We start from the raw sequence: 17,381 nt of genomic DNA, 5'->3' as shown, positions 1-17,381 counted from the left end.
GTTTGTAATCTAGGAATTGAAGTGCTATTTTAAAGGATCTGATCAGGGGTGAAAGTAGTAATTTACTTAAAAGCATATGGAATTAGAGCAAGTTAATAACGATACTGAAAATGACGTAATTGATACAGTTAATGAATTGGATAGTTGCGAAGACGAAAATTTTGTCATGGCTCTTGATGAAAAAATGGACGATCTTGCATCGTTACTAGTGGAAAAAATTTTAGCAGATAGTCGCTTTGATAAAGTATTGGGTAGCTTAAAGGAGAGGAGCCATCCCACTGAAATCAGGAAATCAACCAAAGAGGAAAGGAGTTATCCTTCAAGAAAAATTCAAAAGATTAGAGATTTAATTGATCCTAACAGAAAACCGCTACAGTTAAGTCAAAAAGTCAAATTTGCTCAAGAGTATTTGAATGTAATTGAGCTGATTTATACTGAGCTACAGACTGAGCTTGGCGAAAATTTTTATAAAACGGATAGCTCTAATAATACGTACCTAGAAATAGTGGATAGGATATTAAATGATCAAAATGATACTGTTGGATTGCTGTCTCGCCTTGAACGATTTGTACTGGTATTAGCTTATAACGCCACACCAGCTTATATGTTTGATGATGAAAGTGTAAAAGATTTGGATGAAGAGCCATTGAAAAAGGTCCAAAAGCGAATAACGGCTCTAGGTCATGAACTACTGTACTTATTTGATAATCTAAAAACCATACGTGCAATGAATGGAGGGAGATACCTGTCCTCACATATTCAATTATTCTTAAAATTTATGGAAGATTATAAATTTTCACCTGACAGGCATACTGGGCAGGAACGTAATTTACTAAATCAGGAAATTTACTTTAAACCTTTAAACGAACTTAATCATATTGTGTGTGATCTTAAAAATGCAATAAGTAAAGGAGAATTTGATAAGCGACCAACATTTCAATTATCGATGTCAAGCAGAAAAAAATCTTTTAATGATACTGTGAGCGGAATAAATGCTGAAAATTTCAAAATAGCCGTTAATAAGTATTCGAAAAAATTACAAGAAGCTATTACTTATTTTAAAAGTTATAGATCTAGTAGTATTACTCTCTATAGATTTAGAATTTGGCTAGATAGTGATAACCAAAAAATTACATTAGATCAATTTAAAAAATTTTTCAGTGAATTAAATAAGAGAGCAGCTAGACCTGAAGTAGGTTTTAAAGGATATCTAAACTTCTTTTATTTTTGGGATAAATATAATGATCAATGGTTCCAAGATATTGTATTGATAATAGATAGCGATACTTTGCTACAAGTAGGTGAAAGCAAACTTAATGGTAGTATTCGAAATGTGAGGCAAGAATTCGAAGATTATGCTGTCGAATTACTAAAGCGTAGAGGAAGCTTCATCTTCGAAAATGATAAAGTGCCCGAAATTGAAGTAGAGCCAGTTCCATTAATGAGACATTTAGATTTACCTTCTCAGATATTACTTGAAGTAAATGATCGTGATGGATGGAACGTATTTGAAAAGAAAATATTACCTTTTTTTGTATATCAGGAATTTTTAGAACTTACTGATGATGAAGAAATTCGAAGTAGATTTAGTAGAGGCACACGAAAGTTTGATACAGCAATTTGAGAAGATGGGTGTAAAAAGTTGTCGCTTCACAATATGATCGGCAAAACGTGTACACGAATAGAAATATGACTATGAAAGCCTAATGAATCACTGCATTTGTAGCTGAAGTCTTAGTGGGTATTATAAGGCTATATTACTAATACTAATTAAATATATGATTCTATATACACTCACATTATATAGAGCTCTTATCTAATTTAAGCCTATATGTAATTTCTTATTGATTAGCCCTATTGCTATGTAATAACCACAGGTACATAGCAATGGAACAAACTCGAATCAATCATTCACCTCTTATTACTGCAATTGAGAACTTTGTAGAGGATACTATTAATCGTACAGAACCATGGGATGGTTACTGGTCTGAATTAGGTGATTTACTCAAAGAACTGCAAGACCAATATAATCCAGATTTAAGATATTCAGCCTATAACGAAGCTATGATCGAACTCATGTTGGAATTAGAACAAAATTTGGAATCAGATGTTATAGATAGCTCAATATTAGCTGAGCTGAGTTTTTATGATGTTCAGTCTGTTTTTGATAAGTTTGAAAAAAGGCATCAACGGGAGGTACAGAGATTTAAACAAGATGAGTTAAGAAATCGAAGTAAAGCTCTAGAGTACACGGAAATGTTACTGGAGCATTATTCTAAGTTGGCTATTATTCGTGTTGATCTTTCTTACAGACAGGATAAACGTACCTTTATTGATATATCAGATTTCAGAAAAGATATTCGAAAACTATTGGATCGATTACAGGATGGGGATCGCCATTTCAATGATTTACAGGGATATATCTATGCCCTAGAACAAGGCACTGAAAAAGGATATCACGCTCACTTCCTGTTGTTCTATGATGGTAATAAAGTACAAGCAGATCGTTACGTTGCAGACTGTATTATTGATACTTGGAAGAAGATCACAGATGAGACTGGAATAGGGTATAACTGTAATACTGCCAAAAATCGTGACAGTTACAAGGCTACGGGCAATGATGCTCTTGGTCGTGTAAATAGACAGGATGAGGGAAAACGAGCTAATGTTCTAAAAATAGTACGTTATTTTACTGAGCCAGCTAAAATTGAACAATATCTCAGGATAAAAGTAAAGAATATGCAGACCTTTGGTCATGGCAAATTCTATAAACCTTCGAGACGAGGGGTAGATAAGACATTAGAACGACTAAAATGGAAAAGTGAATAGTCATTCCGCTGATTAAATGCTAAAACGAAATATAAGCTATTGTAATGATAAACCTTTTGAGGATAATTGGATTTTCCCTATTATCCTCAAAAGTGAAATGAAAACACATAAGCTGAAATATTTAACTATAGGTCATATCGAGCAAATCAAAAAATTATGGGTTCCTGGCAAAGACACATTCAATGACAAGGAGGCTTTCACTCTTTCTTTGGATCTAGAGCAATTGATCGAGCTTTTTTATATTTCAAGAGATTGTACTTATGAGGAAGCGGAGGAGGAAGTAAAGACTGGTTTCAATGTTGCCTTTAATATCTATAAAAAGCAAAGATTAGAGATCCTATATAATCTGATCTGAAAATAATCTCAGATATACATTATCTAGATGAAAACGAGTTTTTTAACTTTGCAAGGCTTGCCCATCGGCGAGCCTTTGTCATTTCTAGAGGTATATATTATGAGTTTAAATTGTCCTTATTGCTTATCGGATCAAGTCATTCAGGTGGTTAATCAGCAGGTGAATGGTTCTGATTCTACAGGTCTAGCAGCATCAGCTTCGTTCGCAACGATTGGTGCATCCATATCAAAGGGTTTACCTTTACCCGTATCACCACTGCTTGGCGGGCTTGCAGGTGCGGTCATTGGTGGTTTATTCAGCAGCATGTTTGATGAGCCGAAAAAGCCAATCACCCTGACCTACTATCACTGCAATCACTGTCAGCAGAACTTTCGTTAAGTCAGCATAGGAGAACGAATCAATGGCACATCAAATTGAACAAATCGCCTATGTTGGTGAAACCCCTTGGCATGGCTTAGGGAATCAACTCAGTCCAAATCAGCCACTGGAAGTTTGGGCACAGCAAGCCGGGATGGATTGGCGTATCGAGTCATCTGATGTCAGTTACATGGCTCAGAATGAACGTGGTCAGAACATCATCATGCCGTTTGAGGAACAACGTGTTTTGTATCGCTCAGATACTCAGGCACCGTTATCTGTGGTCAGTCAGCGTTATCAGGAAGTCCAACCAAAAGAGATTTTGGAGTTCTATCGTGATCTGACTGAACAATCAGGATTTGAGCTAGAAACAGCAGGTGTGCTGAAAGGTGGCAAGAAGTTCTGGGCTTTAGCTCGTACAGGTCAAAGCACTGCATTGAAAGGTAAGGATGTCAGTAATGGCTATGTCCTTTTGGCATCAGCTTGTGACGGTACACTGGCGACTACAGCTCAGTTCACCAGTATCCGTGTCGTCTGTAACAACACGCTTGCGATTGCTTTGAAGGGAGCAACGGCTAGTGCTGGTGTAGTCAAAGTACCGCATAGCACCAAGTTTGATGCGGAGAAAGTGAAACAACAATTGGGTATTTCAGTGCGTACATGGGATGAACACATGTATGAAATGAAACAGCTCACACAGCGTAAAGTCAGTCAGCAGGAAGCAAAAGCTTACTTTGATGCCGTGTTCAACAATAGCACCATGTCAATTTCTGATCCTGAAGAGAACATCATTCAGTTCTATCGTCAGGTGGCAAGCAACCCACCACAGCAAAACAAGGCTGAGCCAAATGGAAGAGCCATGAGCAAGGCTTTAGATATGTTTAATGGTCAGGGACGAGGGGCAGATCTTTCATCTGCGAAGGACACGGCTTATGGCTTACTCTGTTCAATCACGGAATTCGTCGATCATGAACGTCGTGCCATGAGTACAGATCATCGCCTTGACTCAGCATGGTTTGGTGCAGGCGCAGGTCTTAAGCAACGTGGACTGCAACAGGCTCTATCTTTGATAGCCTAAGCTCATGCAACCTTAACCCCGCAAGTCTCAACAATCGCTGAATACAGCACATACGTAACTCTCTCTACTTTCAACTCACAATCAACAATCTGAATCAGCATACATATCGCCATACCCGACCTCGTGTCGGGTATGGCTTTTTTATGCGGTTCATTTTTACAAAAACTGAAATTTATAAGGATAGAACCATGAATCAAATCGCACCGATTTCAAATCAGACTGTACAGGCAGGTGTTCAGACAGTATTAAATCCATTAACCACAAACAAGCGAGCTAACTCTGCCAAACGCTTGGTTAGTACCAAAGATATGGCGTATCAAGATTGGCTTGAAGTTCGTAAACAAGGTATTGGCAGTAGTGATGCAGCGACAGCCTGTGGCTTAAATCCGTATATGTCGATGCTAGAACTGTGGCTAATCAAAACAGGTCGTCAAGCTCAGTCTATTGAAGATGAAAGCACAGGTCTTGCACCGTTGTATTGGGGTAAGCAGCTGGAACCTTTGGTGGCAGAGTTCTATAGCATGCACACCCATAACAAGGTGCGACGAATCAATGCGGTGCTTCAGCATCCTGATCCCGATAAACACTTTATGTTAGCCAATCTGGATTACAGCGTAGTCGGCAGCGATGAAGTTCAAATTTTGGAATGCAAAACAGCAGGTGAGCATGGAGCAAAATTGTGGCGTGATGGTGTGCCTTTATACGTGCTTTGTCAGGTGCAGCATCAACTGGCGGTGACTGGTAAGCAGGCAGCACATGTTTGTGTCTTGATTTGTGGGCATGAAACCAAGATCTTCAAAGTGACACGATCAGAATCGGTGATTGAACATATTGTTCAAGCAGAACGATATTTCTGGGAATGCGTGGAAAAGGATACACCACCATCCGTGGATGCAAGTGAATCCGCAGCTAAAGCGATTCAACAACTTTATCCAGCGCATGTACCTTTAACCGTAGAGGATCTTTCGCAAAACGAAAATGCCAATTTGATGTTCGACCAGCTCATCAAAATAAAAGAAGAGATCCAGCATAAGCAGGAACGCTTTGACCAGCTTAAACATGAAATCCAGATGATGATGCAAGACAAGGAAAGGGCAGTCTTTGCAAATGGCTCAGTAGTCTGGAAGAAAGCCAAGGATTCTATCAGCCTCAATACCAAAGCATTGCTTCAGCACCAGCCTGAACTCATCGAGCTTTATCCACTTCAAAAGCAGGGCAGTCGTCGATTCAACATCTATACCGACTAAGCCCTATCTACAGCACCCAATCAAAAATTCACAAAAATCGCTCCCCGCTCTCTACCCTTCGGTAGAGAGCAAATCGGTCGCGATTTCTGTAGCACTTTATCTGGCTCTACATTCTTTGGGTAACTTATTTGGTCCTTGTTCCGACCTACATACATAGACCCAAATTTGTAAGGTAATACATTAAGGAATATCAACATGATTAAAGGTTTAGCAATTACTCCTCCAATACTCGGACGGATCAGTATCGGTCGGATGATCGAGAAGAATGGCAAGCGCCTACCGGAAAAGGATGACCAGTTCACCATTACTTCCCAGATTCAAAGCAAAGAAGGCTGGGTTAAACATCCACTGGATGATCAGCTGCGAGCGAATGCTCCGAATCAAAAGCTACGTTCAATCCCTGTCAGAATGATCTTTAATGATCCTGATTTAAACCTGCGTGCAGAATACAGCCTGTTTGACCGACAGACTGGAAGACCTGTCTGTGTCGGTAATGGAGAAACCTGCCAACGTTTAACCAATCAAGGCGTGGAGCAACTTCCCTGTCCATCCCCTGATTTATGTCCATTGGCTCAAGGAGGGAACTGTAAGCCCTACGGGCGTTTGCATGTGAACTTAGATGAATCGGATGAGTTTGGCACCTTCATCTTTAGAACTACAGGCTTTAATAGTATTCGGACTTTGGCTGCGCGACTGAGTTATTACCATGCAGCATCAAATGGCTTGTTGTCATGTCTACCCTTGCAGTTGATATTGCGAGGCAAGAGTACGACACAAAGTTATCGTCAGCCGGTGTATTACGTGGATCTAACGTTAAGGGAAGGTATTAGCCTGAATGAAGCCATTATTCAGGCAAAGCAAATTGATGAACAGAGCAAGCAGGCGGGGTTTTATCAGGAGGCTTTAGACTTTACCGCAAGGAAGGGTTTGGGGAATGGAAGGATGGACGTAGACATGGAGGAAGGCTTGGAGGTAATTGAGGAGTTTTATCAGCCTGTCGGAGGCCAGCAGATCGAAGAGACTCAGACTGCATTTGATATTCAACAGGGATTGAAAGGATCAGTGACGGCTTTGAATTAAATCGTACAAGGTAAAACCTTACGAGATTGCCGTATCTCATGAGCGAGTTGCTCGAAATCATGAGATAGGAGTAAACATCATGAATGCATTTGTTGGTCAAACTTTCCCGATGAATCAAATCATTAATATTAAAGAGGTAGTTCAATTTACAAGTATCAGTCGAGCTAAAATCTATGAAATGATCAATCAGAAATCAAAATACTACGATTCTACTTTTCCAAAGCCTGTGCGACTAAGTGAATCTCGTATTGGCTGGTCAGCTTGGGAAATAAATCAATGGATTGAAGATAAGCTGGAAAATCGTGAATAAAAGTGGGGAGCTTCGGCTCCCTTATTTTTTGGTTTTCAGTAAACTATGGAAATGTTAAAAATCTAAAGAATAAAATGAATCAAGCCATTCACTACTACAATCAAAAGATGCTTTAAACGACATTTTCTGTCGCTGAGTGAAATCAATTCAGTGATTAATCACTATTTTTTTCCAAAAGTTCAACAAAATTTCAGTAAGATAAAGGTAAGCAAGTTTTCAGTTGATGCTACTGCGTCAAATAAGAACCAGGATTTTTCAGAACACTATGACCAACAATAACTTTTCACAAATCGCTTCTTTCATCTGGTCGGTTGCCGACCTGCTGCGTGGTGACTTCAAACAATCGCAATACGGTCGCATCATTCTGCCATTTACCTTGTTACGTCGTTTGGAATGTGTACTGGAAGAAAGCAAGGCTGCGGTACTGGCAGAACATGAAAAAGTCTCCAAGCTGAATCTGCCAGAAGAAGCTCAAGAAAAGTTATTGCTGCGTGCCACCAACGGTCTAGCCTTCTTTAATACATCCCCAATGGATCTTAGCAAAATGGGGCAGAGTGATATCAAGGCCAACTTAAGCACTTATGTGCAAAGTTTCTCTAAAGATGCCCGTGAGATCTTTGAATACTTTAACTTCATCGAATTTGTGGGCCTCCTCGATGATGCCAACCTTTTGTATAAAGTCGTGCAAAAGTTTGCTACCACGGATCTGAGTCCAAAGAACGTATCCAACCATGACATGGGTTTGGTGTTTGAAGAACTGATCCGTCGTTTTGCCGAAAGTTCTAATGAAACGGCTGGGGAACACTTTACCCCGCGTGACATCGTACGTTTGACCACGGCACTGGTGTTTATGGAAGATGATGACGTGCTGACCAAGGACGGCATTATCCGTACCATTTACGATCCTACAGCGGGAACAGGCGGCTTCCTGTCTTCAGGCATGGAATATCTGCATGAGCTGAACCCGAATGCGGTGATGCGTGCGTTTGGTCAGGAACTCAATCCAGAATCCTACGCCATCTGTAAAGCCGACATGCTGATTAAAGGGCAGGACGTGAGCCGGATTAAACTCGGAAATACGCTGTCGAATGATCAACTCTCGGTCGATCAGTTTGACTACATGCTGTCGAATCCACCCTTTGGCGTGGACTGGAAAAAGATCGAACAGGACATCAAGGACGAGCATGAACAAAAAGGCTTTGATGGCCGTTTCGGTGCAGGCTTGCCACGGGTATCGGATGGTTCATTATTATTCCTGATGCACTTGATCAGCAAGATGCGTGATGCCAGCAGTACCGAGAGCGGTAGCCGCATCGGGATTATCCTGAATGGTTCACCTTTATTTACCGGTAGTGCAGGCAGTGGTGAAAGCGAGATCCGTCGCTACATTTTAGAAGCCGACTTGCTTGAAGCCATTATTGCCTTACCGAACGATATGTTCTACAACACCGGGATTGCCACCTATATCTGGGTACTCAGCAATAAAAAAGCCGCTGAACGTAAAGGCAAGGTACAGCTTATTAATGCCTCAAACCTCAGTACCAAAATGCGTAAGTCGCTGGGTTCAAAACGTAACTATCTGACTGAAGCTGAAATTGCCACCATTACCCAAAATTACGGTGACTTTGTGGCGGTAGACACCTTGGCGCAGGATGGCGAAACCGAACAGCAAAAACCATTCGCCAGCAAGATTTTTGACAGCCATGAATTTGGCTACCGTCGCGTGACCATTGAACGTCCATTACGTTTATCGGCACAGATCACGGATAGCGCGATTGCTGCATTACGTTTTGCGCCGAAACCGTTTAATGCCGTGATGCAAAGTATCGATGCGCAATTGGGCACAGCCTTTGGTACAGTGTGGACAGCAGAAACTTATGGTCAGTTGCAGGACGTGGCGCTTGAGGTACGTGCCCTGATTAAAGCTGAATTCCCTGAGCTAAAAGAAAAAGACATTAAAGAGGTACTGGACAGCAAAATCTGGCTATTCCAGAAAGCCTTGATGGAAAAAGCCCAAGCCTTACAGAATGTGATTGGCACTGAGCAGTTTGATGATTTCAACCAGTTTGATGAAGTGCTGAAAAAAGCCCTGAAGCAAACCGACATCAAGCTGGATGCCAAAGAGAAGAAACAGCTGTTAGATGCCATTACCTGGAAAAATCCGGAAGCAGAACCAGTGATTAACAAGGTCGTGAAACAGGCGGAAAATCCATTATATGGCCAGTTCAACTACCAGGGCAAAGTTGTTGAGTTTGTGCAGGATGGTGACTTGCGTGATGCGGAGAATATTGCACTGAATCCAAAAGTCAGCACCACGGAGCTGATTGAAGATTACTTTAAACGTGAAGTACAGCCACACGTGCCGGATGCTTGGATCAATGCCGACAAGCGTGACGAGAAAGATAGCGAGATTGGCATTGTGGGTTATGAAATTCCGTTTAACCGTCATTTCTACGTGTACCAGCCACCACGTGATTTAGCTGAGATTGATGCGGATTTGGATGCGGTGAGTGCCGAGATTATGCAGCTGCTACAAGAGGTGCATTCCTAATGGCAAAGTATCAGGCCTATGCGGAGTATAAGGATTCAGGTGTTCAATGGTTAGGTGAGATTCCGAGTCATTGGAAATTAACGCGATTAAAATTCTTGGCAAAAATTAGAAATGGTCAAGATTATAAGCATGTAGAAACTGAAACAGGCTTCCCTGTTATGGGATCGGGTGGGCAATTTACTTTTAGCTCTACTTATATGTTTAATAGGCCTTCAGTGCTCTTGGGGCGCAAAGGGACAATTGATAAACCACTTTATATTGATGAGCCATTTTGGACAGTTGATACGATGTATTACACTGAAGTGAATAAGGACATTGATGTAAAATATTTTTATTACTTAAGCAAAACTATTCTCTTTAATCGCTATTCAACTAATACAGCTTTACCAAGTATGACACAAGAGAACCTCAATAATTTTGAGTTTTCTGTACCTCCCAGTGTTTTCGAACGAAATCAGATTAGAAATTTCCTCGACCATGAAACCACCAAAATCGACCACCTGATTGAAAAACAACATCAACTGATCGAACTGGTCAAAGAAAAACGTCAGGCGGTAATTAGCCATGCCGTGACCAAAGGACTCAATCCGAATGTCCCGATGAAAGATTCAGGCGTGGAATGGTTAGGGCAAGTGCCTGAGCATTGGAATATGGCTCCAGTCCGTAGGTATTTAGTTGAGCATCGACAAGGTTATTATACTACTGAATCATATGTTGATGAGGGATTAAAACTTTTACGTATTACTGATTTACGTGATTTAGGAGAAATTAATATATCTAATTGTCCTATGGTTAATGAAAGTGATACTACCCATTTATTTAAGTTGCAAAAAGGCGATGTTGTGTTTGCTAGAACTGGAGGTGCAGGATCGTTTGGAGTAATTACCGAAGATTATGAAAATTTAATTTATGCTTCATATTTGATCCGTTTCCGATTTATGAACAAGATATTTGAACCTGATTATTTAAGGTTTTTATTTCAATCAGATTCATTTCAACTTTCTGTGAAACAAAATATTCATGGGGGCGTAAATCAAAATATTCATGCTGAAGATATTAAAAATACTGTAATTTGTGCACCATCTTTATCAGAGCAAAAGGAAATCATTGAATATTTAGAGAATCAATGTTTATTGTTTGAAAATTTAATCTATAAAGCAAGCTATAGTGTAAAATTAATGCAAGAACGCCGTACAGCCCTGATTTCATCTGCGGTTACAGGAAAGATCGACGTTCGTAATTGGCAAGCCCCAACGCTTGCTGAGGCAAAAACGGAGTTAAGCGCATGAGTGAGCATTCATTAACGAGCTTAGCTTTGCCACAACTGACCCAAGATATTGTTTTACTTGTCCATGCCGCCAAACAGCGTGCAGCCGTAGCCGTCAATGCCGAACTGACCTTGCTGTATTGGCACGTGGGACAACGTATCCGACAGGAAATCCTCAAAGGCGAACGGGCAGAATATGGGCAACACATCATTGGCAATTTATCCAAAGCCCTGACAGCGCAATTAGGCCGAGGCTGGGGAAAGTCACAGCTCAACTACTATGTTAAATTTGCCGAAGTTTTTGATGATCTCAACTTTGTCCATGCAGTGCGTGGACAATTAAGCTGGACGCATCTTAAAACCCTGATGTATATAGATGACCACATCAAACGAGAATTCTATCTCAACATGGCAGTGCAGGAACGCTGGTCTACGCGAACGCTGGATGAACGCATCGGTTCAATGCTGTTTGAACGCACCGCCATTTCCAAAAAACCGGATGAAACCATTCTGCATGAACTGCAACAGCTCAAGGAACAAGGGGTTGTACATCAGCAGCTCTTGCTCAAAGATCCTTATATTCTGGACTTTCTCGATCTGAATGACCGCTATCTGGAAAAGGATTTAGAAGATGCCATTTTGCGCGATATTGAGCAGTTTCTTTTAGAGCTTGGTTCAGGCTTTAGCTTTATTGCCCGCCAGAAGCGTATTCAGATTGATGAAGATGATTTCTACATTGACCTGTTGTTTTATAACCGCAAACTCAAACGACTGGTCGCGATTGACCTGAAAACTGAAAAATTCCGCCATTCGCATAAAAGCCAGATGGAACTGTATTTACGCTGGCTGGCCAAATACGAACAGGAAGAAGGTGAAAACCCACCGCTGGGCATTATTTTCTGTACCTCCAAAAAACATGAACAAATTGAATTGCTGGACTTGGAAAAATCGGATATTCATGTGGCTGAATATATGACGGTTTTGCCACCCAAAGAAGTCTTGGAACAGCGCTTACACCTTGCGAGGGAACGTGCTAAACAACGCTTGCTCGCCGATGGAGAACAATAATCATGGACGCTACCCGTGAAAGTATTTTCCAGAACGACATCATTCAACAGATGCTGGCCCAAGGCTGGCAACTCGGAACCCCACAAGGTTATAACCGTGAAACCGCCTTGTATGAGCAGGACGTACTAGATTTTGTGCAACAAACCCAAGCACAAGACTGGCAGAAGTTTCAGCGCATCTTTCCGCAAGATACCGAACGGCATTTTCTAGAAGCCGTGGTTGCCCAGCTGAAGAAAGCCGACATCAATGCCACTGATGAACAGTCACGTAGCTATGGCACTTTAGGTGTGCTGCGTCACGGAGTGAAAACCCGCAGCGCACGTTTTTTCCTCTGTCAGTTTAAACCAGAACATGCGCTAAATCCCGATACCTTAGCCAATTACAAAAAGAACATCTGCCGCATTGTGCCAGAATTGGTCTATAGCCCGTATGTTACGGCTGCCGAGTTACAGGACATGGGCAAACAGGCCAAGAAATGGCGTATTGACTTGGTGCTGTTTATAAACGGCTTTCCTGTGGCAACACTGGAACTCAAGTCCGAGTTTAAACAGGCGGTGCAGAATGCCATGTTGCAGTACAAACGCACCCGCTTGCCGAAAGATCCAGAAACCAACAAGCCTGAACCCTTGCTGATGTTTAAGCGTGGCGCATTGGTACACTTTGCCGTGAGTCAATACGAAGTCTATATGGCGACCCAACTGGCCGGAGAAGATACTTTCTTCCTGCCATTCAATAAAGGCACGCATGACGGTGGCGCAGGCAATGATGTGCCAGAAGACCAGAATCAGTACGCTACGGCCTATCTGTGGAATGAAGTTCTCACCCCAGACAATTTGCTGAATATCATTGGACGTTTTGTCCATCTGCAAATTGAAGAAAAAGAAGACTGGGAAGGCCGCAAGTACAAAAAAGAACTGCTGATCTTCCCACGTTACCACCAGTGGAATGTGGTCACCAAACTGATCAATGCCGCCTTAGAGGAGGGCACTGGACAGAAATATCTGATTCAGCACAGTGCAGGTTCAGGCAAGTCCAACTCAATTGCCTGGACAGCACATCAGCTGTCGACCCTGTACGATCAACACAATCAGAAACTGTTTGATTCGGTGATTGTGGTCACTGATCGTACCATTCTGGATGCCCAGCTACAGGACACCATCTATCAGTTTGAACATGCCGATGGCGTGGTCGGACGCATCAATAACAAAGAGGGTGATGGCTCCAAGTCGGAAAAACTGGCCAAGGCACTGGAAACATCACAGCCGATTATCATTGTGACCATTCAGACTTTCCCCTTTGTGTTGCGTGCGATTGAAAACAGTACCAATCTGAAACAGCGACGTTATGCGGTGATTGCCGATGAAGCGCATTCTTCACAAAGCGGCTCTACGGCACGACAACTCAAAGAAGTGTTGATGCTGGAAGAGCGCGAAGAGGATGCTGAACTGTCTTCGGAAGATATTCTGGATGCGGTGGTGGCTGCACGTAAGGGCAGTAATAACCTCAGCTACTATGCCTTTACCGCGACACCGAAAGACAAAACCCTGCAACTGTTTGGCCGTGTACCCAATCCTGAGCTACCGCCATCCAAGCAGAACAAGCCGGAAGCCTTCCATGTTTACTCCATGCGCCAAGCCATTGAAGAAGGCTTTATTCTGGATGTGCTGAAAAACTATACCAACTATAAAGTGGTGTATAAACTCAAACAGAAAATTGAAGAAGCCGACAAACAGGTCGATGCCAAAAAAGCCAAGATCAGACTGAATCAGTGGGTGCGCCTGCATGACCACAACATTTCTCAGAAAGTGAAAGTCATTGTCGAGCATTTCAAAAATAACGTGATGGGCTTATTGGGTGGACAGGCCAAAGCCATGGTGGTGACCAGTTCACGTAAAGAAGCGGTGCGTTACAAGCTCGCTTTTGATAAATACGTGACGGATCAGGGCTATAAGTCCATTCAGGCTATGGTCGCATTCTCGGGTGAGGTTGAGTTTAATGACAAGGATACCGACAGCAGTGGTTTAGTCGGGCAGACCTTTAATGAACGCAACATGAACCCGGGGCTGAAAGGTCGGGAAATGCGCAAGGCCTTTGACAGTGATGACTATCAGGTGATGCTGGTGGCTAACAAGTTCCAGACTGGCTTTGACCAACCGAAACTGTGTGCCATGTACGTAGACAAAAAGCTGGGTGGTGTTGAGTGCGTACAAACCCTGTCACGCCTGAACCGCACCTATCCGGGCAAGGCGGAATCTGGCACCTTTGTCTTGGACTTCTTTAACGATCCTGAAGATATCCTGGCGGCCTTCCAACCGTATTACCAAACCGCTGAACTGGCCGATGTTTCCAATCCAGATCAGATCTTTGACCTGTTTGAAAAGCTGAAAGCCAGCAAGATTTTTCTGTGGACGGAAGTTGAACAGTTTGTCGAAGCGTTCTTTACCAAGAACAAATCCAATGCCGCGATCAGTAACATTTGCAAGCCTGCGGTTGAACGCTGGCAGAAACGCTATAGCCAAGCCATCGAAGCCTATAACAACAGTCGCGATATGCTGGAACGCTGCAAGAAAACCAATGAAGCGGTGCTGATTGCTAATGCCGACAATGCCTTTAAAGAGGCCAAGCTTGAAAAAGACAAGCTGGAAATCTTTAAAAAAGACTTGGGAAGTTTTACCCGTTTCTACGAGTTTATGTCACAGATCGTGGACTACGATGACAAAGAACTGGAGAAGCTCAGTCTGTATGCGCGTAACCTGCGTCCATTGCTGCGTGAAACCGCAACGAAAGACGATGAGGTGGACTTAAGTAATGTTAGTATGAGCCATTACCGCCTGTCCAAGATCCGTCAGCAGGACATCAAGCTGAAAGAAGATGCCGAAGATTTTAAGTTGGAACCGGGCAATGACCTCGGTGCAGCCAAGCCACGCGATAAGAAAGAAGAATTCCTGTCACAGATCATTGAGCGTCTGAATGATGTCTTTATCACTGATAACCTAACCGATAAAGACATGCTGAACTATGCCTATACGGTACGTGACAAGCTGGCGGAAAATGAGATTGTGATGAAGCAGATTGCCAACAATACCCGTGAACAGGCCATGCTGGGTGATTTCCCGAAAGCCATGGATGATGCCATTCTTGGCAGTAGTGCGGCACATCAGGAACAGATGATGCAGTTACTGTCTGATCCGGCGAAAGCCAGCATATTTGCGCGGGTGATCTTTGATATGTTGAGTGGTGGGTAATTTTAGAGAGGGAGAGGGGGGAAAGAGAATGCAAATTGATGCCCAAGTAAAAAGTATTTCAGATATTAATCAATTCTTTATTGTTCCTGATTATCAAAGGGAATATGTATGGAAAGCTAATGATCAAGTAAAACAATTCATCACAGATATAGATAATGCTTTTGAAACTTCAAATAATGATTCGAGCTACTATCTAGGGTCAGTAATTATTGTTAAAAAACAGGATAATTATGATGTCATAGATGGTCAGCAACGTCTTACTACAATCGTACTAACTCTCTGTGCGTTAAAAGATTTTTTAGAAAGTATTACCCGTACTGAATCTGCTGAAAACTTTTATAACGCGATTAAATCATGGTTATCGACTTTCAATATGAAAACGGCATCCCATCAAAACCGTGTAGAGTTGCAATACGAAGAAAGCCAAAATTATTTAGGCTATCTTATTCATAAAAAAGAATACAAAGGTAAAGTTACGCCATCTATTCAAAAAATGCAGGCTGCCTATGATGCGATGTATGAATATATTGCAAGTTTGAAGAATGAAGGACAAGAGCATCTGGTTGATTTTATTACTTTCTTTTTTAATAAAATTGTCCTGGTTTTTATTGTTTCTGCGGACCTTCATGGCGCATTGAAAATATTTGAAACCAGTAATCAGCGTGGGGCAAGCCTGGATGCTATGGATTTGGTCAAAAATCTTATTTTTAGTGAAGCTAATGAAAAAGATTTTCCTGATATCAAATCTAAATGGAAAATGGTTGTTGGAAATATTCATGCATGTAAGGAAGGGGAGAACCCATTACGCTTCCTACGATATTTCTTAATGGCACGTTACTGTAATAATGGAATTCTACGTGAGGAAGATATTTATAAATGGATCATTTCTGAGGGTGAGCCATTAATCAACTATAAAAATAAACCAATCGAATTTGTAAATGCATTATTGAGTGCTTCAGAACGCTATTCAAAATTAGTTAATGCGACAAGTTTAGCTGACCATCATCAAGCTTACCCTGCTGTAGTTAATATAGGCTACATTAATAAATATATGTCCAGACAGCACTTATTACTGTTGTTGGCCCTAGATGTTAATTGTGAAGATGAAGTGATCAATTATCTTGCAAAACAATTAGAAACTTTGTTTTTTGTGAGTAATACATTAGGTATACAGGCAAAATATAACGAGAATAATTTTAGTATATGGGTGCAATATTTCCGTGGCTTAAAAACCATTGAACAGGTAAAAGTTGCTGTTGAAAAAACTATTGCAAAATATATAACTAAAAAGGCGGCAGAATTTAAACAAACCTTCTTAACGAAACGTCATGATGCTTTTAATCCGCTTTATCGTCTGCGTTATATTCTAGGTACATTGGAAAATAAAGCGGCTGAGCTTTGTAATATGCCACTGAAGGATCATGGATTTATCCAAAGTCTGCAAGTTGAACATATTTTACCTCAGACACCTAAGGCTGATGTAATTCCTGAAGAGTATGGGGCTGACTATTTAGAATATAGTGGCCAAGTTTATATGTTAGGTAATGTGACATTATTAGAAAGTCAGATTAATCAGTCTGTTAATAATTTTAATAACCTAAGTGCAGATTGGTTTAAACAAAAGCAATCTGAGTATAAAAATTCAGCATTAGTACTAAGTAAAATGCTAGATAATGAGTTTAGTATTGGTAAAAATACCTCAACGAATCAATTTATCCATGATTATAAATATGCTTTTACTGAATGGAAAAAGGAGCAGATTCTACAGCGTCAGCAAGTTTTATTGAATTTAGCTCTTTTGGCTTGGACAATTAATGGGCAAAGAATAGACCAATATAAATTTGCTGATGAAAATGAGCAACGTACAAACATAGATCAAGTTATTACAGCTGTATTATAAGGAAACTGTAAGTCAAGGTAATCTTAGATCATTCTACATATTCAATATATTGTTTAATTATTTATCAAAATGATATTTAACTTTATTCCAGTAG

The 17,381-nt window shown here is 41.2% G+C and carries 13 protein-coding genes; all 13 read left to right on the top strand.

Features of this window, described 5'->3' with window-relative positions:
• Positions 1 to 76: 76 nt before the first annotated feature.
• Complete coding sequence (locus tag F948_RS13595; protein WP_004964845.1) at positions 77 to 1,624, top strand: hypothetical protein; 1,548 nt, start codon at positions 77 to 79, stop codon at positions 1,622 to 1,624.
• 263 nt (positions 1,625 to 1,887) lie between these two features.
• Positions 1,888 to 2,829: a YagK/YfjJ domain-containing protein gene (locus tag F948_RS13590; protein WP_004964843.1), complete on the top strand. Its 942-nt coding sequence runs from the start codon at positions 1,888 to 1,890 to the stop codon at positions 2,827 to 2,829.
• 16 nt (positions 2,830 to 2,845) lie between these two features.
• A complete protein-coding gene (locus F948_RS16600) occupies positions 2,846 to 3,184 on the top strand; it encodes a hypothetical protein (RefSeq protein WP_004964841.1) in 339 nt (112 codons plus the stop codon).
• A gap of 99 nt (positions 3,185 to 3,283) precedes the next feature.
• A complete protein-coding gene (locus F948_RS13580) occupies positions 3,284 to 3,562 on the top strand; it encodes a hypothetical protein (RefSeq protein WP_026057364.1) in 279 nt (92 codons plus the stop codon).
• Positions 3,563 to 3,584: 22 nt separating this feature from the next.
• Positions 3,585 to 4,619, top strand: coding sequence for a DUF932 domain-containing protein (locus tag F948_RS13575; RefSeq protein ID WP_004964834.1), 1,035 nt, complete (start codon positions 3,585 to 3,587; stop codon positions 4,617 to 4,619).
• Positions 4,620 to 4,807: 188 nt separating this feature from the next.
• Entirely contained in the window at positions 4,808 to 5,866 is a 1,059-nt protein-coding gene (locus F948_RS13570; protein ID WP_004964831.1) for a YqaJ viral recombinase family nuclease, read from the top strand.
• A 195-nt stretch (positions 5,867 to 6,061) separates the two neighbouring features.
• A complete protein-coding gene (locus F948_RS13565) occupies positions 6,062 to 6,946 on the top strand; it encodes a recombination directionality factor (protein ID WP_004964828.1) in 885 nt (294 codons plus the stop codon).
• A 79-nt stretch (positions 6,947 to 7,025) separates the two neighbouring features.
• The gene (locus tag F948_RS13560; protein ID WP_004964825.1) at positions 7,026 to 7,256 is read left to right on the top strand and encodes a helix-turn-helix transcriptional regulator; all 231 of its coding nucleotides are present in this window, start codon (positions 7,026 to 7,028) and stop codon (positions 7,254 to 7,256) included.
• Between the two features lie 265 nt (positions 7,257 to 7,521).
• A complete protein-coding gene (locus tag F948_RS13555) occupies positions 7,522 to 9,807 on the top strand; it encodes a type I restriction-modification system subunit M (protein ID WP_004964822.1) in 2,286 nt (761 codons plus the stop codon).
• Complete coding sequence (locus F948_RS13550) at positions 9,807 to 11,096, top strand: restriction endonuclease subunit S (protein ID WP_004964818.1); 1,290 nt, start codon at positions 9,807 to 9,809, stop codon at positions 11,094 to 11,096. The genes F948_RS13555 and F948_RS13550 overlap by 1 nt, the downstream gene beginning before the upstream one ends.
• A complete protein-coding gene (locus tag F948_RS13545; RefSeq protein WP_004914917.1) occupies positions 11,093 to 12,142 on the top strand; it encodes a PDDEXK nuclease domain-containing protein in 1,050 nt (349 codons plus the stop codon). Before F948_RS13550 ends, F948_RS13545 begins: the two co-directional genes overlap by 4 nt.
• Positions 12,139 to 15,387 (top strand): type I restriction endonuclease subunit R, encoded by a 3,249-nt coding sequence (locus F948_RS13540; protein WP_026057363.1) that lies wholly within the window; start codon positions 12,139 to 12,141, stop codon positions 15,385 to 15,387. Before F948_RS13545 ends, F948_RS13540 begins: the two co-directional genes overlap by 4 nt.
• Positions 15,388 to 15,415: 28 nt before the next feature.
• On the top strand, positions 15,416 to 17,287 hold the full coding sequence (locus F948_RS13535) for a DUF262 domain-containing protein (RefSeq protein ID WP_004964813.1): 1,872 nt from the start codon (positions 15,416 to 15,418) through the stop codon (positions 17,285 to 17,287).
• Positions 17,288 to 17,381 lie beyond the last annotated feature (94 nt).

It is taken from the genome of Acinetobacter junii CIP 64.5, from assembly GCF_000368765.1.
GTDB lineage: Bacteria > Pseudomonadota > Gammaproteobacteria > Pseudomonadales > Moraxellaceae > Acinetobacter > Acinetobacter junii.
Note: the sequence above shows the minus strand (reverse complement) of the source record. Positions and strands in the feature narration are given on the sequence as shown.

Coding starts and splice junctions, on each gene's coding strand:
- F948_RS13570 (WP_004964831.1), top strand. CDS start 4,808: ATGAATCAAATCGCACCGATTTCAAATCAGACTGTACAGGCAGGTGTT.
- F948_RS13580 (WP_026057364.1), top strand. CDS start 3,284: ATGAGTTTAAATTGTCCTTATTGCTTATCGGATCAAGTCATTCAGGTG.
- F948_RS13550 (WP_004964818.1), top strand. CDS start 9,807: ATGGCAAAGTATCAGGCCTATGCGGAGTATAAGGATTCAGGTGTTCAA.
- F948_RS13595 (WP_004964845.1), top strand. CDS start 77: ATGGAATTAGAGCAAGTTAATAACGATACTGAAAATGACGTAATTGAT.
- F948_RS13575 (WP_004964834.1), top strand. CDS start 3,585: ATGGCACATCAAATTGAACAAATCGCCTATGTTGGTGAAACCCCTTGG.
- F948_RS13565 (WP_004964828.1), top strand. CDS start 6,062: ATGATTAAAGGTTTAGCAATTACTCCTCCAATACTCGGACGGATCAGT.
- F948_RS13555 (WP_004964822.1), top strand. CDS start 7,522: ATGACCAACAATAACTTTTCACAAATCGCTTCTTTCATCTGGTCGGTT.
- F948_RS13545 (WP_004914917.1), top strand. CDS start 11,093: ATGAGTGAGCATTCATTAACGAGCTTAGCTTTGCCACAACTGACCCAA.
- F948_RS16600 (WP_004964841.1), top strand. CDS start 2,846: ATGCTAAAACGAAATATAAGCTATTGTAATGATAAACCTTTTGAGGAT.
- F948_RS13535 (WP_004964813.1), top strand. CDS start 15,416: ATGCAAATTGATGCCCAAGTAAAAAGTATTTCAGATATTAATCAATTC.
- F948_RS13560 (WP_004964825.1), top strand. CDS start 7,026: ATGAATGCATTTGTTGGTCAAACTTTCCCGATGAATCAAATCATTAAT.
- F948_RS13590 (WP_004964843.1), top strand. CDS start 1,888: ATGGAACAAACTCGAATCAATCATTCACCTCTTATTACTGCAATTGAG.